Genomic DNA, 21919 nt, shown 5'->3' with positions numbered 1-21919 from the left:
GGCTCAGTTCCTCTCGCCCAGTTGATCGCTTTGTCCCTCGGGAAGGGCTTCGTCCGCCGCGGAGATCGGTCGCATCGGCGTGCGCGCCTCGCCGGGCCCACCGGTACCTTTCTCGCGCCCTTCGCTGATCACCGGACCTTTGCGCACCAGGCGCAGGACGTACACCATGCCCACCCCGAACACGGCGAAGTAGACGACCACGAACATCGCCAGAGTGAGCCCCAGCTGGCCGGCGCCGTGATTGGATACGGCATCGGCGGTACGCATCAGGCCGTAGATCACCCAGGGCTGACGCCCGATCTCGGTGGTGTACCAGCCAGCCAAGATGGCGATCAGCCCGGAAGGCCCCATCAGCAACACCAGCCGCAGGAACGCGCGTGAGCTGTACATCCGGTCGCCCCGCCGCAACAGCAGACTCCAGATACCGGTGACGATCATCAGAAGGCCGAGCGCGACCATGATGCGGAACGTCCAGAACACGATCGTCGAGTTCGGCCGGTCCTCGGGCGGGAAGTCCTTCAGCGCCGGAATCGGTTCGGTCAGGCTGTGATTGAGGATCAGGCTGGCGAGATAAGGAATCTCGATCTTGTAGCGCGTTTCCTCGGCCTCCATGTCCGGCCAGCCGAACAGCAACAGCGGCGTCGGCCCGCCTTCGGAGTTGTCCCAGTGCCCTTCCATCGCGGCGATCTTCGCCGGCTGATATTCGAGGGTGTTCAGCCCATGAAAATCACCGATCACCGCCTGCACCGGTGCCACCAGGAGGGCCATCCACATGGCCATCGAGAGCATCTTGCGGATCGCCGGGTTGTCCTTGCCGCGCAACAGCTGCCAGGCCGCCGACGCGCCGACGAAGAACGCCGTGGCGAGGAATGCGGCGACCGCCATGTGCGCCAGTCGATAAGGGAACGACGGGTTGAAGATGATCGCCAGCCAGTCCACCGGCACCACGATGCCGTCGATGATCTCGTGCCCCTGCGGCGTGTGCATCCAGCTGTTGGACGCCAGAATCCAGAAGGTCGAGATCAGCGTGCCCACGGCCACCATGAGCGTGGAAAAGAAATGCAGGCGTTCGCCAACCCGATTCCAGCCGAACAGCATGACCCCGAGGAAACCCGCCTCCAGGAAGAACGCGGTCAGCACCTCATAGGCCAGCAGCGGCCCGGTGACGCTGCCGGCGAACTCGGAGTAGGCACTCCAGTTGGTGCCGAACTGGTACGCCATGACGATTCCCGACACCACACCCATGCCGAAATTGACCGCGAATATCTTCAGCCAGAAGTGGTACAGGTCGCGATAGACCTCCTGCCGGGTCTTCAGCCAGAGCCCCTCGAGCACGGCGAGAAAGCTGGCGAGCCCGATGGTGATCGCCGGGAAGATGATGTGAAAGGTGATGGTGAAAGCGAACTGGACGCGCGCCAGCTCTAGTGCTTCCAATCCGAACATGGGCAACAACTCCTCGTCAAATGAGCGCCCGCGTCGTCGATGACGGTAAAAACGGGGTCCAGCACAAGTGACAGCAGAACGCGCCAAGGGTGCGCCGCGCGTGCCGCGCCATCTCGTCGCGCCCTCTGGATCGGCGGTCGATCCATCGCGCTCCAGCGGTCTATGCTGGTCGTAGCCGCGTCAGCCTTGGAGTACCGCCGGTGCCGATTCACACCTTCATCCCGCCATATATTCTCGACCGCATCATCGACCGCGGCTCGCCCTACCAGCGCGGCTGCGCTCAACAGACGTTGCACCACGTGCAGAGCCTGCTGCCCAACCCCGGCCCGCCACGACCCACAGCCATCGCCGAGCTTGGCGAGCTGCGCACGCCCGGCCACGCACAACGACGAATCCATGACGCCGAGCAGCAGATGCAGCTGCCGGGCACCCTGCGACGTCGCGAAGGTCAGCCGGCCTCCGGCGACGCCGCGGTGGACGAAGCCTACGACGCGCTCGGCGCGACCTACACATTCTTCTGGCAGGTTTTCCAGCGCGACTCGATCGATGACCTGGGGATGCCGTTGATCGGCACCGTGCACTACGGCCAGGGCTACGAGAACGCCTTCTGGAACGGCGAGCAGATGGTGTTCGGCGATGGCGACGGTGAGCTGTTCCAGCGCTTCACTCGCTCGCTGGACGTGGTCGCCCACGAACTGACCCACGGCCTGATCGAGAGCGAAGCCGGGCTGGTCTATTTCAACCAGCCAGGGGCGCTCAACGAATCGGTGTCGGACGTGTTCGGCGTGCTGACCAAACAGCATGCGCTCGGCCAGACTGCGGCGGAGGCCGACTGGCTGGTCGGCGCCGAACTGCTCACCGACAAGGTCAACGGCGTCGCCCTGCGTTCCATGGCCAACCCGGGCAGCGCCTATGACGACCCGCTGCTCGGTCGCGACCCGCAGCCTGCGCACATGCGCGACTTCATCGAGACCCGCGACGACAACGGTGGCGTGCATCTCAACTCCGGCATTCCCAACCGCGCCTTCTACCTCGCGGCCATGGCGCTGGGTGGTTACGCCTGGGAGCAGGCCGGACGAATCTGGTACGCCACCATCTGTGATCCACAACTGCCCAATGATGCGGACTTCGCAACCTTCGCCGGTGTGACGCTGAACCACGCGGCGCAGCTGTTCGGTCGTCAGTCGCCTCAGGTTCGGGCGCTGTATGAAGCCTGGACGTCAGTGGGCGTAGCACTGCGCTGAGGAGGCAGGATGAAGATGCCAGCACTGGGACCGGAAACCTCGTTGCGCGTATCGCGCCAGGGCGGTTTCGTCGCGGCGCCAAGCCTGGCGCGACCCCGGCAGATCGAATTCGCCGACTGCGATGCCGAGCAGCGCCGCGGCCTCTGTTCGGTGGTCGAACGCTGCCTGCCGGTCGCCAGCAAGAACGTCGGTGCCGGCGATCAGCGCTTCTTCCGGGTCGAACTGCACTACCGACGCGAGGACACCGACGCCGAACTGATCCTGCAGATCGCCGAGGACCGAGCGCCACAGGAACTGATGCAGCTCTGGCAGAACGGCGCCATCCCCGGCGACAGCTAGAAGCGGATCACGCCGCCGTCCGCAAGCAATGCGGTGATCTGCGCCGCCGGCAGCGGGCGTGAGAGCAGGTAGCCCTGGAACTCGTCGCAACCGTTGCGACGCAGGAAATCGAACTGCGCGGCGTTCTCGACCCCTTCGGCCACCACCGTCTTGTGCAGGCTCTTGCCCAGCGAAATGGCGGCACGGGCGATCATCGCCACTTCCTCCTCCTGCTCGAGCCCGGTGACCAGCGATCGATCGATCTTGATGATGTCCAGCGGAAAACGCCGCAGATAACTGAGCGCCGAGTAGCCGGTACCGAAATCGTCCATCGCCAAGCGAAAGCCCCGCGCCTTGAACTCGGCCAGGATGGAAACCGCACGGGTGCCGTCTCCGAGGAATACCGTTTCGGTGATTTCCAGCTCCACCTGGGTCGGCGGCAGCCCTATTTCGTCGAGCACCGCGAGGATGCGTTCGACCACATCGTCGCCAAGAAACAGCAGCGGTGACAGGTTCACCGCAATCAGCAGTGGCGTGGCACGCCCCTCGTTCCACTGCCGAGCATCGGTGAAGGCGCGGCGCAGGATGGCCAGGGTCAGCGGCATGATCAGCCCGCTCTCTTCGGCCACCGGGATGAAACGATCCGGCCCTATCACCCCCAGCTCCGCGTGGGTCCAACGCGCCAGCGCCTCGACACCGACAATCTGCCGCGTCGCATCGACCTTCGGCTGGTAGTGCACCGACAACTCGTTGCGCTCCAGCGCCACGCGCATGGCGGCCTCGAGATTCAGACGCTCATCGGCGATCCGGTTGAGATCGTGGGTGAAGAACTGGAAATTGTTGCGCCCACGCTTCTTCGCCGCGTACATGGCGATATCGGCGTGTTTGAGCAAGCTTTGCGCATCCTCGCCGTCGTCGGGGAACATCGCCACACCCAGGCTGGCGCCGACCTGAAACTCGCGACCGGCGAGCATGACCGGCCGGCGGATTTCGTTCAGCACACGCTCCAATAACGAGATCACTGTGCTGATGCGGTAGTGATCGCTGAGCACCAGCACGAATTCATCCCCACCGACCCGCGCCACGGTGTCTGAGCTGCGCAGACTACCGGCCAGCCGCGCCGCAATACTCTTGAGCAGCTCGTCACCAGCGACATGCCCGAGACCGTCGTTGATGAACTTGAAGTTGTCCAGGTCGATGAATACCAGCGTCAGGTAGTAGCCCAGGCGAGCCGCACGGGCCAGGCCCTGCTCGATGCGGTCGTTGAGCAGGATGCGATTGGGCAGGCCGGTCAGCAGATCATGGTTGGCCTGACGTTCGAGCTGCTGCTGATAATGCTTGCGCTCGGAGATGTCCTGCACGGTGCCTTCGTAGCAGATGAACTCGCCGCTGGCGCCTCGCACCACGTGCGCGTTCTCGGATATCCAGATGCGTGTGCCGTCGCGCCGATAGACCTCAGACTCGAAGTTGAGCACCTCGCCCTGTTGCTCCATCAGCTGGCAGAACACTTCGCGACGCCCACCCTCGACGTACAGGCGACGCTCTATGTCAGCGAGATCGGCCACCAGCTCGGATGCACTGTCGTATCCGTAAATGCGCGCCAACGCAGGATTCGCGGCCAGATAGCGGCCATCGCGGGTGGACTGGAAAATGCCCTCCGAAGCGTTCTCGAAGATGCTGCGATAACGCAGTTCGGCCTGCTCCAGCGCTTCGAGCACTGCCTTCTGGGCGGTGATGTCCTCGATGAAGCCCTCCACCACGATCTCGCCCTGCTCATCGGGCACCGCGACGCCGCGCTCGATGACCCATTTGAGGTTCCCCGCGGCGGTGCGGATCCGGTAATGCACGGTGAATCGCCCCATTCCGGCGACAGCATTATCGATGCAGCGGCGGACGCGAAGCCGGTCATCCGGATGGGTGATCCGGCCCCATGAGATGCCGTTGTCGTCGACCAGATCCGCAGCACTGTAGCCGCACAAGCCTTGCGAGCCCTGACTGACGAAGATCATCGTCCAGGGCGCGTCGTTGCGGCAGCGGTAGGCCATGCCTTCGAGGTTGTTGACCAGCGTGTCGAGCACACGCGAGCGGTCCAGCACCTCACAGGTGAGCAGACTGCTCCGGCGGTTGGTTCTGGCAGAGAGTTCTTGGGTCATTGATCTGGGCTTGAAGTGGTTATCCTGCATGACCCGGAGCCGCGACAATGTTGAGGCTGTCGCCCGGAGGTCTGCAGGAAAGGCAGAAAACCGATGCGCAGCAAGAAACGCTCCATTGATGGCACATGGCCACCCGTCGAGCCCTCGTCCCGCCTCCGGCCAGGAACCGCGCACCATAATGTGACGTACCGGTCACAGCCGAGCCCCATTTCAGGGCACCGTATCGCTTCATACCGCTCTGCCATGGTGCCCGCTATCCAGGGACGACTCGCCGCGCGTATCGGATCAGCACTGGACGTCGCCGCTTCTGGAACGCCCAGGGCTGCCCTTCTTCGCCGGCTCGCTGCGCTGCAGTGCTGCTGGCAAAAGAAGCGCAGTCACGCCAGCGGCCAGCGCCGCAAGCAACACGACCGGGCCGGCGGCGTGCCAACCGAAAGCCGCGGTCACGCCGCCGACCACTACCGGGCCCAGCAGTTGTCCCAGGTTGCTGCCCTGCATCATCAGGCCGACCGCAATTGGAACGAGGAAGGTCTCCCGCGCAGCCAACGGTGCGGATGCCAGCAGCGTGGCCGGGATCAACCCACCCACGGCTGAAAACAGCAGGCACAGCAGGAAGGTCGCCTGCGGTTCGAACCAGCCCAGGAATATGCCTATCCCGGACGCACCCATGACGCCGCTGGCTAACAGGATCAGCGAACCACGCCCGGCGCCGCGCGTGAGCAGATAGCCAGCAGCAAGGTTGCCGCTGACATTGACCATACTGGCCAGTGCGCTCAACAGCCCCGCACTCCGATATGAGATATCCATACGCTCCATCAGCAGAACCGGCAGAAAGCTGAACAGGGCGAAGAACATCAGGCTGTACAGCGCGAAACCAACCGCCAGCAAAACGCTGGCTCGGGAAAACAGCACGCGCCGAATATTTCCCAGTAGCCGTCCGGGCATGCCAGACGAAACGCCAGCGGGTATGCAGCAGCCCACCGCCACCGCGGCGATTACCGCCAGCGCCGAACCCGTCCACCACAACCCCTGCCATGTCTGGAACAGCGGCCCGGCGACCATGGCCAGCGCCATCCCGCTCGGCATGAAGCAACTCCACAGCGAGAAGGCCCTGTCCCGCGCAGCGCCGGTCGTCAGCCGTTCCAGAATCGCCGGCCCGGCGACGATGATGAGCAGGAATCCGAGTCCTTCCAGCAGCCGGGAAATCAGCAGCAGCGCGAATGACGGCGCGGCGGCGCCCGCGACGCCGGCAACCGCGGTTACCCCGAGCCCCAACAGCAGGGCCCGCCGATCTCCGACTGCCGCCACCACCGCACCGGCCGCCGCTCCCCCGAGCAAGCCGAGCACCGCGAATATGCCGGTCAGCCAGCCGGCTCCGGCGAGATCGACCCCAAGGTCCGCCTGTAGCAACGGTGTGGCAATGGCAGCCTTGCCCAAATGCAGAGCCGCCACGACTCCGCAGCCGAGCACGACCCAGACGACCAGCCTCGCGCGGAGCTGCCGGGCGACATTCATTCCGGCACCCCGACCGGATTGGCGGCGAGTGCGGCGGCCACGCGAGCGACGTGCCAGCCCTGGTAACGGGCGCCCTGCAGTTCATTTTCGCTCGGCTGGCGATCACCGCCGCTGCCGTCATCGGCCAGCGTCGAGGCGCCATAGGGCGTGCCACCGGTTATGGCATCCATCCGCAGCTGCCCCTTGAAGCTGTACGGCAGCCCGACCACAACCATCCCCAGATGAAGCAGTACGGTGTGCGTCGCGAGAATCGTGCTCTCCTGGCCCCCATGCTGGCTGCCGGTCGAAGTGAAAACGCTGCCAACCTTGCCGACCAGCCGGTCCTCGGCCCATAGCCCGCCACATCGATCGAGGAAGTTCTTCATCTGCGCGGCCATGTTGCCGAAACGCGTCGGCGTGCCGATCACGATGGCGTCGTAGTTCGGCAGTTCCGCCACGCTCGCCGTATCCGCGGGCTGGTCCATCTTGTACCCCGCATTCTGCGCGACCTCTTGCGGAACGAGTTCGGGCACCCGTTTGACCTCGGCCAACGCACCCGCTTCGCGTGCGCCTTCGGCGACGGCATGGGCAAGTGCTTCGACATGCCCATAGGATGAGTAATAGAGCACCAGTACGTTCGTCATTGCTACAGTCCTCCGATGGCATTGACTGGAGCCAGGCTAATGACTAAAAACGCTCTCGCGGAGTGATTAAATTTCGATCAACTCGATCTATGGAGCAGATCATGCTCGATGGCATGACACTGGATCAGATTCGTACGTTCGTAACCGTGGCCGACAGCGGCAGCTTCCGATCCGGCGCAGCACGGCTGCTGCGCGTGCAATCGGCCATCAGCCATGCCATCGCGAACCTGGAGACAGAGCTGGGCCTGCAGCTGTTCGATCGCAGCGGCTACCGCCCCGTCCTTACTCAGGAAGGTCAGGCACTGCTGGCCCACGCACGCGACATCCTGCTGCGCGCCGATGCCATGCGTGCTCGGGCGCGGGCGCTGGGTGCGGGTGTCGAGCTGGAACTGACCCTGGTGGTGGATACGCTGTTTCCGATCGAATTGGTGGCGCTTGCCATTACCCGGGCCAGCGTCGAATTTCCTTCCACCAGCTTTCGCCTGGAGTCACAGGCCCTGGGCGGCCCCATCGCAGCGCTGGATGAGAGGCGCTGCACGCTCGCGATCATCGTCGGCGAGGATTTTCGCAATCCCCGGCTGGCGCTGGAGGCGATTGGCTCGATTGCGCAGATTGCCGTCGTACGCAGCGATCATCCGCTGGCCGAACTCGGTAGCCGTGCGCCACTCGGCGTGCCGGATCTCGCCGGCCATCTGCAGATCGTGCTTGCCGATCCCACGCCACTCTCCGAGGGCCGCTCATTCGGCGTTCTGTCGCCCTTCACCTGTCGGGTGAATACCCAGGAAGCGAAAGCCGCACTGATTCGCGCCGGACTCGGCTGGGGAAGGCTCCCGGCATGGCTGGTTGAGGAGGATCTGGCTTCAGGGCGGCTGGCGCGCGTCGCCATTCCCGACCTTGGCAGAAACAGCGAGGTGCAATCCGAAGCCTACCTGGCGCACCGGCTGGATGAGCCACTCGGGCCTGTGGCACAGGCGTTCCGCCGCGCCTTGCTCGAGCAAGCCAGCATCTAGCCTCACGAGAGCGCTGGCAATCGTTCTCCAAATGGGCAGCGCTCGGTGGCTGCTGCCCGCGTATTGCCGAGGCCACTTCGCGAGCGGGCACATCGTCGACAGCTACACGGCGTCGGTTACGGCCGCGCGTATATCATCGGCCAGCTGGCGTACCCGCGCTTCGCTGGTGTCCCACGAGCACATGAAGCGCGCACCGCCGACGCCGATGAAGGTGTAGAACATCCAGCCGCGGTTCCTGAGCGCCTCCAGTGCCGATGGCGGCAGGCTGACGAAGACGCCATTGGCCTGCACCGGAAACATCAACTCGACGCCAGGCAACGGTTGAATCAACTCGGCCAGCAGCTGGGCACAACGGTTGGCGTGTTCGGCGTACCTGAGCCAGGCGCCGTTTTCCAGAAGCCCGACCCACGGTGCCGACAGAAATCGCATCTTGGAGGCAAGCTGGCCAGCCTGCTTGCAGCGGTACTCGAAATCGGTGGCCAGTTCGCGATTGAAGAACAGGATGGCCTCACCGACCGCCATGCCGTTCTTGGTGCCACCGAAACAGAGCACATCGACGCCGGCTTTCCAGCTCAGTTCGGCGGGCGACATGCCCAGGTGAGCGCAGGCATTGGCAAAGCGCGCGCCGTCCATGTGCAGGTGCAGCCCGAGGTCCTTGCAGGTGTCGCTGATGGCACGCAGCTCGGCGGGCTGGTAGACGGTACCGACTTCCGTGGCCTGGGTCAGGCTGACCACGCGTGGCTTGGGGTAATGGATGTCCTTGCGCTTCAGCGCGATCTCGCGAATGGCAGCAGGCGTCAGCTTGCCCTGCTCGGTCCTGCCGAGCAGCAGCTTGGAGCCGTTGGAGAAGAACTCCGGCGCGCCGCATTCGTCCGTCTCGACGTGGGCGATGTCAGCGCAGATCACGCTGTGGTAGCTCTGGCAAAGGGACGACAACGCCAGGGAATTGGCCGCTGTACCGTTGAAGGCGAAGAACACCTCGCAGTCGGTCTCGAACAGTGCGCGGAAGTGATCAGCCGCGCGGGCTGTCCATTGGTCGTCGCCGTACGCCCTGTCGTGGCCTTGGTTCGCCCTCGCCATGGCTTCCCAGGCTTCAGGGCAGATGCCGGAATAGTTGTCGCTGGCAAATTGCTGCTTGTCGGTCGTCATCAAATCCTCGTTATGGCATTGCCGGGCGGTTGGTGGCTGCACGTTACGTTGTAGAAGCCCGGACACGCGAGCGCAAACGGAGTGTCAGGCGAGCATGTACGGGGTGATGCCGGCGCCGCCCCGCCCTCGTCAGCCTCCACGCAACGTCTTAGCACAGCGAAGCGCCCAGCGCGGATATCACGGCGGCACATTTCACGGTCGCCCACAGGGAAATTCAGTAACGCTGTGGCACCCTGCAGCGCGTGTTCTGAAAACCACGGCACGCTGAATCCCATCTAGTCTTTGACGACGCGCGGCGGCGAATGCGTCGTGCCCCACCCATCTCACCAACCAGGAGGGTTCATGGTCCATCCCAGCGTGTCGCAAAAACGTGCCGCTTTTCGTGCGCTGCACCAGTCGGGCTGCTTCGTCCTGCCCAACCCCTGGGATGCCGGCAGTGCGAGCGTCCTCGCAAGTCTCGGTTTCAAGGCGTTGGCGACGACCAGCTCCGGCTACGCCTGGTCGTGCGCCCGCGCCGACGGACAGATGCCGCGGGACGAGGTCCTGGCCCATATGCGCTACATGGTCCAAGCCACCCATCTGCCGGTGAACGCCGATTTCGAGAGTGGCTACGCCGATACGCCCGAAGGCGTGGCCGAAAGCGTGCACATGGCGGTCGGAACCGGCGTCGCGGGTATTTCCATCGAGGACTCCACAGGAGACCCGCGCGAGCCGTTGCGCGAGCTTGCCGAGGCCACCGAACGAATGTGCGCCGCGCGTGAGGCGATCGACGCTACCGGAGGCGAAACACTGCTGATTGGCCGCGCCGAGAACTTCTTCGTCGATCGGCCTGATCTCGACGACACCCTTGCACGCCTGAAAGCCTATGCCGATGCAGGCGCCGACTGCCTGTACGCACCAGGCCTGAGAACCCGCGAGCAGATCAGCGCCGTCATCGAGGCAGTCTCGCCAAAGCCGGTCAATGTACTGATTGGCTGGAACAGCGACCTGACCGTACAGGACCTCGCCGACCTAGGCGTCAGACGCATCAGTGTCGGCGGCGCCTTGGCACGCGCGGCATGGGCCGGCTTTCTGCAGGCGGCTCGGTCCATCGCCGAGCATGGACGATTCGATGGTTTTGCCAACGCGGCCTCTGGAGCGGAGCTCGACGCGCTGTTTGGCAAATGCGAGAGGCCATAGGATTCCGCCGAAACGGGTCGCCGACGGGGATTGGATAGTGCAGGGTTCACCAATCACATCGCTATTCGACAGGCACAAAAAAAGCTGCCCTTGGGCAGCTTCTCTTGTCTCATCACTTCTAAAGGAAGTGAGCGGAGGGATATGGCGCAGCGGACGGGACTCGAACCCGCGACCCCCGGCGTGACAGGCCGGTATTCTAACCGACTGAACTACCGCTGCGCGTCGGCCGGACTTTCGTCCGAAATCTCACAAAGGTTGGTGGCTGATGACGGGATCGAACCGCCGACCCCCTGCGTGTGATGCAGGTGCTCTCCCAGCTGAGCTAATCAGCCGATCGCCTTGCGAGGCGCGCAATTTACTCAGCCCCCTACGCTAAGTCAACAATAACATTGAATTTTTTTTATGGAACCGTGGTCAACAGGAGCTGCCGCGTCACTTTGTAACCTTGGTCCTGCACCATCGATTCACCAAGAGCACCTGTAAATTCGCTGCGGCCTCCGCGAAAGTGTTCTAAAAGTGCTGTATCGCCTGACAGAGGCAACCCGCGTACTAGGGAACCGAACAACAAAAGCGCCACGGAGTATTTCGCTTGCCACTGCCGGGAAAACTGGACAACTACCGCCGCTACGTCCCACTCATCATCAGTACCGTGCTGCTCTGCGTGTTCGCGCTCTACCTCGCGATGCAGATCGAGCAATGGATGAACCTGTCTCGCGCCCCTACCCCCACCGAAGTCTATGAACAACAAGCCGGCAATCTGGGCCAGCCCGATATGCAGCGGCTGGAAATACTGTTCGGCTCGGCGGCCCCTTCTGACTCCTACGCGCCCACCGCGGCTGCCAGCGGCTTTACCCTGCGCGGCAGTTTCGTGCACATGGATCCGCAGCGCTCCAGCGCCATTGTTCAAGTCGACGGGCAGCCGCCACGGCTCTACTGGCAGGGCGAAGAGCTGGCCAGTGGCGTCAGTCTGCATCAGGTCTACCCTGATCGCGTGGAGCTGGCGCGCAACGGCGCCGTCGAAGTGCTGCATTTTCCTCAGGTACGCTCGCCCAGCTACATTCCCGAGGAGATGACCGAAGGGCCCTATCAGGATCAACCACCCTATGCCGAGCCACCGGACGAGGAGACGCAGCTGATGCAGCAGCAGATGGACGCCTTGCGTCAGCAGCTGGAAGAAGCCGTCAACCAACCCGATGCCGCCCCCGCCAACGATCAGCCCACGGAAGACAATTGACCGATGCCGAAGCCTTTTTCGCGCCCGTTGCTTGCCCTGCTCGCCACCGGCCTGCTGGCCGCTCCTCTGCCTTTGCTTGCCGTCGAACCCGGCATCGAGCCAAGCCCCAATCAACAGGACGGCTGGACCATCAATCTCAAGGACGCGGATATCCGCGCCTTCATCGATCAGATCAGCCAGCTCAGCGGACAGACGTTCATCGTCGATCCGCGAGTGAAGGGGCAAGTCAGCGTGGTATCCAATGCCACGCTGTCGCTGAGCGAGGTGTACCAGCTGTTCCTCTCGGTCATGGCGACGCACGGGTTCAGCGTGCTGACCCAGGGCGATGTCGCCCGAGTAGTTCCTAATGCAGAGGCCAAGGCCGAAGCGGGCAGCGGGCCTACCGGCGGCGACCAATTGGAAACACGGGTGATCCAGGTGCAGCACACTTCCGCGGCCGAACTGATACCCCTGATCCGCCCGCTTGTCCCGCAGTTCGGCCATCTTGCTGCGGTGTCGTCGGCCAATGCACTGATCATCAGTGATCGCAGCGCCAATATCGCGCGCATTGAGGACCTGGTGCGCCAGCTCGATCGTGCTGAGAGCAACGATTACGCCGTGCTCAATCTGCAGCACGGCTGGGCGATGGATATCGCTGAAGTGCTGCGCAACTCGCTGATGCGCGGTGATGCGAAAACCACCTCCGGCGTGCAGATCATCGCCGATTCACGCACCAACCGATTGATCTTCATTGGCCCCAGCGAGGCCCGTGGCAAGCTGGCGGCACTGGCCCAATCGCTCGACACGCCAACAACGCGTTCGGCCAACACGCGCGTTATCCGTTTGCGCCACAACGATGCGAAATCCCTGGCCGAGACCCTGGGTGATATTTCCGAAGGTCTGAAAAACCCCGAAAGCGGCGAATCCGCCACCACTGCCCGGCCGCAGAACATCCTGATCCGCGCCGACGAAAGCCTGAACGCGCTGGTCCTTCTCGCTGATCCAGAGCTGATCGGCACTCTGGAAAGCATCGTTCGCCAGCTGGATGTTCCCCGTGCACAGGTCATGGTCGAAGCGGCTATCGTCGAGGTTTCCGGCGACATCACCGACGCCCTCGGCGTGCAATGGGCGGTCGACGCGCGCGGAGGCACTGGTGGAGCCGGTGGCGTCAGCTTTGGCAACACCGGTATTTCGGTCGGCAGCGTGCTCAACGCCATCAACGAGAACGAGATCCCGGAGAACCTGCCCGACGGCGCGATCATAGGCGTTGGAACTCGAAGTTTCGGCGCGCTGATTACCGCACTGTCGTCCAACAGCAAGAGCAATCTGCTGTCGACGCCAAGCCTGCTGACGCTGGATAACCAGGAAGCCGAGATTCTTGTCGGCCAGAACGTCCCGTTCCAGACGGGCTCCTACACCACCGATGCGGCGGGCGCGAACAACCCCTTCACCACCATCGAGCGCCAGGACATCGGGGTGACCCTCAAGGTGACTCCGCACATCAACGAAGGCGCCACGCTACGCCTGCAGATCGAGCAGGAGATCTCCTCGATCGCGCCCAGCGCCAGCCTGACGGCCCAGGCCGTGGACCTGGTGACCAACAAGCGCGCCATCAAAAGCACCATCCTTGCCGAAGATGGCCAGGTCATCGTGCTTGGCGGCCTGATTCAGGACGACGTCACCCGCACCAACGCCAAGGTGCCGCTACTCGGAGACATTCCGTTTCTGGGTGCTCTGTTCCGCTCGACTCAGGAAACCCACGTCAAACGCAACCTGATGGTGTTCCTGCGACCTACGGTCATTCGCGACCGTGCCGGCCTGGCGGCTCTTTCCGGGAAGAAATACAGCGATATTCGGGTCATCGAAACGGATTCGGCCAGCCCGAGCATCCTGCCGGCGAATCCCGCGCAGCTGTTCGACGGACGGGGCGAGCCCGCACCGGCTATCGATCTGCGTCAGTGAAAAAAGGACACAAGCGTTCGTGCCCGACCTGCTTGCGCAGGCCGGGCACGGCATCCTGATGAGTTGATTTAGAGCGCTGCGAGACCGCGAGCCAGATCGGCCTTGAGGTCAGCGACATCTTCCAGCCCCACCGCTACCCGAATCAGGCTGTCCGAAATGCCTGCGGTCGCGCGATCCTCGGCGGACAGCCGACCATGTGTGGTCGAGCCTGGATGGGTAATGGTGGTCTTGCTATCGCCCAAATTGGCCGTAATCGAGATCAGTCGAGTCGCATCGATGAAGCGCCAGGCGGCCTCCTTGCCTCCAGCAACCTCGAAGCTCACCACCGCACCGAACCCCTTCTGCTGACGCTTGGCCAGCTGGTGCTGTGGATGGCTGGACAAACCCGCATAGTAGACGCGCTGGATACCGGGCTGCTGCTCGAGCCATTCGGCAAGCTCCTGAGCGCTGGCACAGTGCGCCTGCATGCGCAGCCGCAACGTTTCCAGTCCCTTTAGGAAGACCCAGGCATTGAACGGACTGAGCGTCGGGCCGGCGGTACGCAGAAATCCGACCAGTTCCTTCATCTGCTCGCTGCGACCTGCAATCACACCGCCCAGGCAACGGCCCTGGCCATCGATGTACTTGGTCGCGGAATGAATGACGATATCGGCACCCAGTGCCAGCGGCTGCTGCAATACCGGTGTGCAGAAGCAGTTGTCGACGGCCAACATCGCGCCCTTGGCGTGGCAAAGCTGCGCCAGTGCGGCGATGTCCACCAACTCTGCCAAGGGATTGGATGGCGATTCGACGAACACCAGCTTGGTGTTCTCCTTGAACGCGGACTCCCAGGCGGCAAAATCGGTGAGCGGCACATAGTCGACCTGCACACCGAAACGCTTGAAGTACTTCTCGAACAAGGAAACGGTGGCGCCGAATACGCTGCGCGAGACCAGCACGTGATCGCCTGCCGAGCACAGGCTCATCACGGTGGCGAGGATGGCCGCCATGCCGGATGCCGTGGCGACCGCCTGCTCTGCGCCCTCGAGCGCCGCCATACGTTCTTCGAACGCACGGACGGTGGGATTGGTGTAACGCGAATAGACATTGCCCGGCACGTCACCGGCGAAGCGCGCCGCAGCATCGGCGGCACTGCGAAACACGTAACTGGAAGTGAAGAACAGCGGCTCACCGTGTTCGGCTTCCGGCGTGCGCCGTTGTCCGGCGCGTACCGCGAGCGTATCGAGCCCGACGCCTTGAAGATCGCTGTCCAGCCGTCCGGCATCCCATTCAGTCGTCATAGCTCTTACCTCGGCCGCGGGCAGCCGAGGCTGCCACGTCGGCATGAATCAGTTGTTGTAGAGATCGATGATGGCGCTGACCGCGTTCGTCTTGACCTTGCTCAGATCATTGCGCGCCTGCTCGATCTTGTGCAGATAGGCTTCGTCGATATCACCGGTGATGTAATTGCCGTCGAAAACTGCACAGTCAAAGTTGTCGATCTTGACTTTGCCGCCACCAACGGCGTCGACGAGGTCTTCCAGATCCTGGTAGATCAGCCAATCGGCACCGATCAGCTCGGCGACCTCTTCGGTGGTGCGGTTGTGCGCGATCAGCTCGTGGGCACTGGGCATGTCGATGCCATACACGTTCGGATAGCGGACCGCCGGCGCAGCGGAACAGAAGTAGACGTTCTTCGCCCCTGCCTCGCGCGCCATCTGAATGATCTGCTTGCAGGTGGTGCCGCGCACGATGGAGTCATCCACCAGCATCACGTTCTTGCCACGAAACTCGAGATCGATGGCATTGAGCTTCTGCCGTACCGATTTCTTCCGCGCAGCCTGGCCGGGCATGATGAAGGTGCGACCGATGTAGCGGTTCTTGACGAAGCCTTCGCGGAACTTCACACCGAGGCGATTGGCCAGCTCCAGCGCAGCGGTACGGCTGGTGTCGGGAATCGGGATGACCACGTCGATATCGTGCTCTGGACGCTCGCGCAGGATCTTGTCCGCCAGCTTCTCACCCATGCGCAGCCGAGCCTTGTAAACCGAGACACCATCCATCAGGGAGTCGGAACGCGCCAGGTAAACGTACTCGAAGATGCAGGGTGCGAGTTTCGGCGCATCCGCGCACTGGCGGGTGAAGAGCTTGCCATCAGCCGTGATGTAAACCGCTTCGCCCGGCGCCAGGTCGCGAATTAGGGTAAAGCCGAGCACGTCGAGCGATACGCTTTCGGAAGCGATCATGTACTCGACGCCTTCGTCGGTATGGCGCTGGCCGAACACGATCGGGCGAATCGCATTGGGGTCGCGGAAGCCGACGATGCCGTAACCGGTGACCATCGCCACTACCGCGTAGCCACCGCGGCAGCGCTCGTGAACCTTGCTCACCGCAGCGAAGACGTCCTCCTCGGTCGGCTGCAGCTTGCCGCGCACGGCAAGTTCGTGGGCGAACACGTTGAGCAGCACTTCCGAGTCGGAGCTGGTATTCACATGGCGCAGATCCGACTCGTAGATCTCCTTGGTCAGCTGATCGACATTGGTCAGGTTGCCGTTGTGCGCCAGGGTAATGCCGTAAGGCGAGTTGACGTAGAACGGCTGTGCCTCGGCGGAACTGGAGCTACCCGCGGTGGGGTAACGGATGTGGCCGATCCCCATGTTGCCGACCAGGCGCTGCATATGGCGCTGCTGAAAGACGTCGCGAACCAGGCCGTTATCCTTGCGCAGAAACAGCCGGCCGTCATGGCTCGTGACGATACCGGCTGCATCCTGGCCGCGGTGCTGCAGTACGGTAAGCGCGTCATACAGCGCCTGATTGACGTTCGACTTACCGACGATGCCGACAATGCCACACATGCAAGGAACCTCTCAGTTATTACAGGCAGACCGGATACGACGGCAGGCCGAGCATCCGTAGAAAAAGGGACTCAACCGGGCGGGTTGAGTGATCCGGCGAACCACTGGCCGCTGAACCCTAGAATGAGGTTCTTTGACCAGTCGGCGATCAGGAGAAAGTGCGGCAATAACGTCGACTCGCGCCACCAGAGGTCCTGCTCGACGGGAGCCAGGCTCAGCAATCCGGCGAGCACCACCACCAATAGACCACCCCGTGCCGCACCAAACACCATGCCGAGAAAGCGATCGGTGCCGGACAACCCCGTCACTCTGATCAGCTCGCCGATCAGAAAATTAACCAGTGCTCCTACCAGCAAGGTAGCCACGAACAGCAACGCGCAGGCTGCGATGACTTGCGCCGAGGGCGTGCTGATGTATTCCGCGAGATGGTGGGACAACGCACCACCAAACATCCATGCGACCACACCGGCAACGATCCAGGTAACCAGCGAAAGCGCTTCTTTCACGAAACCACGCTTCAAGCTGATCAAGCTCGATACAGCAATGACGGCGATGATGGCCCAATCGACCCAGGTGAATGCCACGATGTCTTCTGCAATGGGGAAAAGGCGGCGCATTTTAGCAGAGCAGGAGCGCCAGGAATACGCGCTGACTACCCGACGGCAACTCCGCAGCCGGGGCCTGTCGTCAGTACCTCGGCCAGCGCTTCAACGATTCAGCTTCCTTCCGGCTTGAAACGAACGACGAAGCCATCGAGTTTCTGCTGGCGCTGCAACACATCGCGAAGCCGATTCGCTTCGCTGCGCTCCACCAGCGGTCCGACGAAGACGCGATTCATACCATCCGCAGTGCGGATGTAGGCGTTGTAGCCCTGCGAACGCAAGGTCTGCTGCAGGCTTTCGGCGCTGGCGCGATTGGACAGGCTGGCGAGTTGGATCGACCAACTGACCGGCAGGTTGTCGTTATCGAGCCGTGGCTCGACTTTCGCCGCCTGCGGTTGTTCCGCTGGCGGCTGCGCAACTGGCGCAGGCTCGCTCGGAGCGACCGGCACGATTGGCTCCGAAGCCTGCTCACCGACGGGTGATGCCGCTTCTGCTTCGGCACCTTCCTCGATGATCTCGAAACCTTCAGGCTCCGACGCCGGCTCCGGCACTTCGACCTCTTGCATCTCGATTTCAGCCGGTGCCGGTGCAGCAGGGATGGTGGGCGCATCGACGGTGACGTGGCGCAGATCGTCCTCACGATTGAACAGCATCGGCACGAATATGACCGCCAGCGCAATCAACACCAGAGCGCCAACCATACGCTGCAGCAATCCCTTATCCAGCATCGCCATTCAACTCTCCCCCGCCCGTTGTTCCAGCCAGTCAAGCGCCGCCGCCACGCAGTAGAACGATCCGAAAACCACTACTTCATCATCGGCTTCGGCCTTCGCGCATTGAGCATCGAGCGCCTGCTCGAAGCTGGCATACTGGCTGACCGACGCGCCCCGCTCAAGCAGCGCTGCAGCCAATTGTGTAGCTGATTGCGTTCGCGGCGTAGGCAGTGGAGCGACGGCCCAATCAGCGATGCACGAGGACATCGCTTCGAGCACACCGTTGAGATCCTTATCCACCAGCAGACCAAAAACAGCCAAGCGACGACCATCTACTGGCCGCTGCTCAAGGCGTTGCGCGAGGTAGCTTGCAGCATGAGGATTATGTCCAACGTCCAGCAACAGCGCGATCTCGCGGCCGCGCCAGCTAATCTGCCGACTATCGAGGCGCCCTACAACGCGTGTCCGCTGAAGCGCCGCGGACAACGCCGCCGGCTCCCATGGCAAGGCAAGCGTGGCATAGGCTTGCAGGGCAAGTGCAGCATTCTCCATCGGCAATGACAGCAGCGGCAGGTCATGCAGCTCCAACGGCTCACCGCCAGGCCCGACGCCCCGCCAATGCCAGGAGTGGGGATCAAGCGCCAGGTCGAAATCTCTTCCGCGCAGAAACAGCGGTGATTTCAGGGACTCTGCGTGCTCAAGCAATGGCCCCGGAACATCCAGATCGCCACAAAGCGCGGGGACTCCGTCGCGCATGATCCCGGCCTTTTCATACGCAACGCTGTCGCGGGTATCACCCAGCCAATCTGCATGATCGAGTCCGATATTGGTGATCACCGCCAGATCCGCGTCAATGACGTTGACGGCATCGAGACGACCACCAAGACCGACTTCCAGTACCACGGCGTCGAGCCCGCTCCGCTCGAACAGCCAGAAGGCTGCAAGTGTGCCCATTTCGAAATAGGTCAGCGAGACCTCGCCTCGCGCCGCCTCCACCGCGGAAAAAGCCTGGCAAAGCTGGTCATCGCTGGCCTGGTGCCCGTCGAACTGAACGCGCTCGTTGTAACGCAGAAGATGCGGCGAGCTGTAGCTACCGACCTTGTACCCCTGACTGCTCAACAGAGCAGCGATGAACGCGCAGGTAGAGCCTTTGCCATTCGTACCCGTGACGGTAATCACCAGCGGAGCCGGCCGTGTCAGACCAAGCCGCCCCACCACCGCTCGGACCCTGTCCAGGCCCATGTCTATGGCAGTGGGATGCAGCTGCTCAAGATAGGCGAGCCAGTCGGCCAGACTCCGACCGGTCATGCAGTAGCCGTTACCTGGGCGGGTTCCACCGGGCTTGGCAATTTCTGCATCTGGGCCAGCAAGCGCGACAAGCGAGTACGCAGTTCGGAGCGATGAATGATCAGATCGATAGCACCATGGTCCAGCAGGAACTCGCTGCGCTGGAAGCCTTCCGGCAGTTTTTCTCGTACGGTCTGCTCAATCACTCGCGGGCCGGCGAAGCCGATCAATGCCTTGGGCTCGGCGACGATCACATCACCAAGCATCGCCAGACTCGCAGACACACCTCCGTAGACCGGATCGGTCAGTACGGAGATAAACGGCAGGCCCTCTTCACGCATGCGGGCCAGCACGGCGGAAGTCTTTGCCATCTGCATCAGGGAGATCAGAGCCTCCTGCATCCGGGCACCGCCTGACGCGGAGAAGCACACCAGCGGACAACGCTTTTCAAGAGCAACATTGGCGGCCCGCACGAAACGCTCGCCAACGATTGCTCCCATGGAGCCACCCATGAACGAGAATTCGAATGCACAAGCCACGACCGGGATGTTGACGACCTTTCCGCTCATTGCGATCAGCGCATCTTTCTCGCCGGTCTGCTTCTGTGCTGCAGAGAGGCGATCCTTGTACTTCTTGCTATCACGGAACTTCAGGCGGTCGACCGGCTCCAGCTCGGCAGCGATCTCTTCGCGGCCCTCGGCATCGAGGAAGATATCGAGCCGGCTACGGGCATCGATGCGCATGTGATGCTGGCACTTGGGGCAAACATCGAGCGTCTTTTCCAGCTCAGGGCGGTATAGAACCGCCTCGCAAGAGGGGCACTTGTGCCAAAGGCCTTCGGGGACCGAGCTCTTTTGCGTCTCCGACCGCATGATCGAAGGGATCAGTTTGTCTACCAGCCAGTTGCTCATGCTCTTGTTCTCCAAAGCTTCAGTCCCGAGCGCACTCGCGCTGCAGGCAGATTCATTGTTGCGACCACGCGTATCAGGCGCTCTTGGTCGCGTGAGCGATGCGCCTATCGGCGCAGCCGCGAAACTCCGACTCCTTCAGGCAAGGAATCACGCTACTGGTCTCACCAGCGACTCGTTACTGGACGGCAAAGGCTGCCCAGGCGTCACATAGCCGATCGAACCCGACCGACAAAGGCCATCACCTTGGAAGCATCCTTGACGCCCTTGCTCGCCTCCACCCCGCCGCTGACATCCACTGCGTACGGACGAACCTGGGCAATGGCTTGCTGAACGTTCTCGGAGGTCAGTCCACCTGCCAGAATCAGCGGCTTGGCCAGCGCCGCCGGGATCAGCGACCAATCGAAGCGTTCGCCCGTCCCACCCGGCACCCCTGCCACGAAAGTATCCAGAAGGATGCCGCTGGCATTTGCATAACGCGCGACTTGAGCCTCGATATCCTCGCCGTTCCCTACCCGTAGCGCCTTGAACCACGGCCGATGAAACCCCTCGCACTGCGCCGGTGTTTCATCGCCGTGAAACTGCAGCATGTCCAGCGGAACGGCGTCGAGTATCTCGTTGATCTCGCAGCGGCTGGCGTTGACGAACAGGCCTACCGTCGTGACAAACGGTGGCAATGCCGCGACGATCTCACGTGCCTGCCGCACATCGACGGCACGCGGACTCTTGGCATAGAAAACCAGGCCGATGGCATCGGCGCCCGCCTTGGCTGCTGTCAAGGCGTCGTCGACGCGAGTGATCCCGCATATTTTGCTGCGAACGACTGACAACGGATGCTACCTGCCAAAAAGGAAACCGGATGGTAACAAAAGACCTGCCACCTGCAAGCGAATAGGCAAAACGGCTCCCGCCTAATTCATTAGCGACGAACGTCCGGCAAACCCGACAGGAAGTGCGGACCGAGATAGCGCTTCGGCAGCTCGAACTCTTCGGGATAATCGACTTCGATGAGATAGAGCCCGTACGGGTGCGCTGTCACTCCGCCCGTTCGGCGCACACGAGACTCCAGCACTTGCGCAGCCCATTCCACTGGCCGCTCACCCGCACCAATGGTCATCAGAACGCCAGCGAAGTTGCGCACCATATGATGCAGAAAGGCATTGGCCCGAACATCTATGACGATCAGCCGACCGTGCTCCAGCAGCTCCAGGTGATGAATGGTTTTGATCGGCGACTTGGCCTGACACTGCCTGGCCCGGAAGGCACTGAAATCATGTGTTCCCACGAACGCCGTGGCAGCGGCACGCATACGCTCGATATCGAGTGGGCGATGGTTCCAGGTAACCTCTTCGGCCATGTGCGCCGGCCGTATCTGATCGTTGTAGATCACATAGCGATAACGGCGAGCCATCGCGCTGAAGCGCGCATCGAAATGACGCGGCATCTCCTTCGCCCAGGTGACGCTGATGTCGGATGGGAGGTTCATGTTCGCGCCCATCACCCATGCGTGCATGGTTCGCGAGACCGGCGTGTCGAAGTGCACGACCTGCCCGCTGGCATGGACCAACGCGTCTGTGCGACCTGCACAGCTCAGCGTGACGGAGTGACCACCCGCCACTTTGGTCAACGCGGTTTCGAGTGATTCCTGAATGGATGGCACACCGGCGCGCTGACGCTGAAATCCGCGATAGCGCGATCCCTTGTATTCGACGCCAAGCGCGATCCTGGAAACGCCGACGGCAGCCATTTCGGCTGCCGTTTGGGGT

General features: G+C 62.5%; 19 protein-coding genes and 2 tRNA genes. 6 read left to right on the top strand and 15 right to left on the bottom strand.

Annotated features, from left to right (window positions below; translation table 11 throughout):
- Positions 1–3: 3 nt before the first annotated feature.
- The gene (locus LO50_RS17365) at positions 4–1443 is read right to left on the bottom strand and encodes a cytochrome ubiquinol oxidase subunit I (RefSeq protein WP_003301388.1); all 1440 of its coding nucleotides are present in this window, start codon (positions 1441–1443) and stop codon (positions 4–6) included.
- Positions 1444–1643: 200 nt separating this feature from the next.
- Here LO50_RS17365 and LO50_RS17360 point away from each other — a divergent pair, with 200 nt between their 5' ends.
- Together LO50_RS17360 and LO50_RS17355 are read left to right on the top strand one after the other, a co-directional pair.
- Positions 1644–2687, top strand: coding sequence for a M4 family metallopeptidase (locus LO50_RS17360; protein ID WP_044315775.1), 1044 nt, complete (start codon positions 1644–1646; stop codon positions 2685–2687).
- A 9-nt stretch (positions 2688–2696) separates the two neighbouring features.
- Complete coding sequence (locus tag LO50_RS17355) at positions 2697–3026, top strand: protealysin inhibitor emfourin (protein WP_014820538.1); 330 nt, start codon at positions 2697–2699, stop codon at positions 3024–3026.
- Here LO50_RS17355 and LO50_RS17350 read toward each other — a convergent pair.
- From LO50_RS17350 to wrbA, 3 genes are all read right to left on the bottom strand, one after another.
- A complete protein-coding gene (locus LO50_RS17350) occupies positions 3023–5158 on the bottom strand; it encodes a putative bifunctional diguanylate cyclase/phosphodiesterase (protein ID WP_152623989.1) in 2136 nt (711 codons plus the stop codon). The genes LO50_RS17355 and LO50_RS17350 overlap by 4 nt on opposite strands.
- Positions 5159–5443: 285 nt before the next feature.
- Positions 5444–6673, bottom strand: coding sequence for an MFS transporter (locus LO50_RS17345; protein ID WP_044315773.1), 1230 nt, complete (start codon positions 6671–6673; stop codon positions 5444–5446).
- A complete protein-coding gene (gene wrbA, locus LO50_RS17340) occupies positions 6670–7296 on the bottom strand; it encodes an NAD(P)H:quinone oxidoreductase (protein WP_044315772.1) in 627 nt (208 codons plus the stop codon). Before wrbA ends, LO50_RS17345 begins: the two co-directional genes overlap by 4 nt.
- 101 nt (positions 7297–7397) lie before the next feature.
- Here wrbA and LO50_RS17335 point away from each other — a divergent pair, with 101 nt between their 5' ends.
- Positions 7398–8306: a LysR family transcriptional regulator gene (locus LO50_RS17335; protein ID WP_044315779.1), complete on the top strand. Its 909-nt coding sequence runs from the start codon at positions 7398–7400 to the stop codon at positions 8304–8306.
- A gap of 102 nt (positions 8307–8408) precedes the next feature.
- On the opposite strand, the gene LO50_RS17330 is transcribed toward LO50_RS17335, so the two are convergent.
- Positions 8409–9455 (bottom strand): threonine aldolase family protein, encoded by a 1047-nt coding sequence (locus LO50_RS17330; RefSeq protein ID WP_044315771.1) that lies wholly within the window; start codon positions 9453–9455, stop codon positions 8409–8411.
- A gap of 342 nt (positions 9456–9797) precedes the next feature.
- On the opposite strand from LO50_RS17330, the gene LO50_RS17325 reads away from it, so the two are divergent.
- Positions 9798–10634, top strand: coding sequence for an isocitrate lyase/PEP mutase family protein (locus tag LO50_RS17325; protein WP_044315770.1), 837 nt, complete (start codon positions 9798–9800; stop codon positions 10632–10634).
- 142 nt (positions 10635–10776) lie between these two features.
- Here the strand turns inward: LO50_RS17325 and LO50_RS17320 are convergent.
- A tRNA-Asp gene (locus LO50_RS17320) sits at positions 10777–10853 on the bottom strand.
- A gap of 37 nt (positions 10854–10890) precedes the next feature.
- Positions 10891–10966: transfer RNA gene (locus LO50_RS17315), tRNA-Val, on the bottom strand.
- 257 nt (positions 10967–11223) lie between these two features.
- Between LO50_RS17315 and LO50_RS17310 the strand changes: the two genes are divergently transcribed.
- Together LO50_RS17310 and gspD are read left to right on the top strand one after the other, a co-directional pair.
- Complete coding sequence (locus tag LO50_RS17310; RefSeq protein WP_044315769.1) at positions 11224–11868, top strand: type II secretion system protein N; 645 nt, start codon at positions 11224–11226, stop codon at positions 11866–11868.
- A gap of 3 nt (positions 11869–11871) precedes the next feature.
- On the top strand, positions 11872–13809 hold the full coding sequence (gene gspD, locus LO50_RS17305) for a type II secretion system secretin GspD (RefSeq protein ID WP_014820546.1): 1938 nt from the start codon (positions 11872–11874) through the stop codon (positions 13807–13809).
- A gap of 68 nt (positions 13810–13877) precedes the next feature.
- On the opposite strand, the gene LO50_RS17300 is transcribed toward gspD, so the two are convergent.
- The 8 genes from LO50_RS17300 to truA form a co-directional block, all read right to left on the bottom strand.
- The gene (locus tag LO50_RS17300; protein WP_044315768.1) at positions 13878–15089 is read right to left on the bottom strand and encodes an O-succinylhomoserine sulfhydrylase; all 1212 of its coding nucleotides are present in this window, start codon (positions 15087–15089) and stop codon (positions 13878–13880) included.
- Positions 15090–15137: 48 nt separating this feature from the next.
- The gene (gene purF / locus LO50_RS17295; protein WP_041014211.1) at positions 15138–16643 is read right to left on the bottom strand and encodes an amidophosphoribosyltransferase; all 1506 of its coding nucleotides are present in this window, start codon (positions 16641–16643) and stop codon (positions 15138–15140) included.
- A gap of 71 nt (positions 16644–16714) precedes the next feature.
- A complete protein-coding gene (locus LO50_RS17290) occupies positions 16715–17260 on the bottom strand; it encodes a CvpA family protein (RefSeq protein WP_014820548.1) in 546 nt (181 codons plus the stop codon).
- 98 nt (positions 17261–17358) lie between these two features.
- Positions 17359–17979, bottom strand: coding sequence for an SPOR domain-containing protein (locus LO50_RS17285; protein ID WP_014820549.1), 621 nt, complete (start codon positions 17977–17979; stop codon positions 17359–17361).
- Positions 17980–19266: a bifunctional tetrahydrofolate synthase/dihydrofolate synthase gene (folC, locus tag LO50_RS17280; RefSeq protein WP_044315767.1), complete on the bottom strand. Its 1287-nt coding sequence runs from the start codon at positions 19264–19266 to the stop codon at positions 17980–17982. It lies immediately after the preceding gene.
- Positions 19263–20156 (bottom strand): acetyl-CoA carboxylase, carboxyltransferase subunit beta, encoded by an 894-nt coding sequence (gene accD / locus LO50_RS17275; protein ID WP_014820551.1) that lies wholly within the window; start codon positions 20154–20156, stop codon positions 19263–19265. Before accD ends, folC begins: the two co-directional genes overlap by 4 nt.
- Positions 20157–20359: 203 nt before the next feature.
- Positions 20360–20983 (bottom strand): phosphoribosylanthranilate isomerase, encoded by a 624-nt coding sequence (locus tag LO50_RS17270; protein ID WP_031298139.1) that lies wholly within the window; start codon positions 20981–20983, stop codon positions 20360–20362.
- 89 nt (positions 20984–21072) lie between these two features.
- Complete coding sequence (gene truA / locus LO50_RS17265) at positions 21073–21900, bottom strand: tRNA pseudouridine(38-40) synthase TruA (protein ID WP_014820553.1); 828 nt, start codon at positions 21898–21900, stop codon at positions 21073–21075.
- Positions 21901–21919 lie beyond the last annotated feature (19 nt).

The organism is Stutzerimonas stutzeri, from assembly GCF_000935215.1.
GTDB lineage: Bacteria > Pseudomonadota > Gammaproteobacteria > Pseudomonadales > Pseudomonadaceae > Stutzerimonas.
The sequence above is the reverse complement of the archived record's forward strand: the minus strand, read 5'-3'. Positions and strand labels throughout refer to the sequence as shown.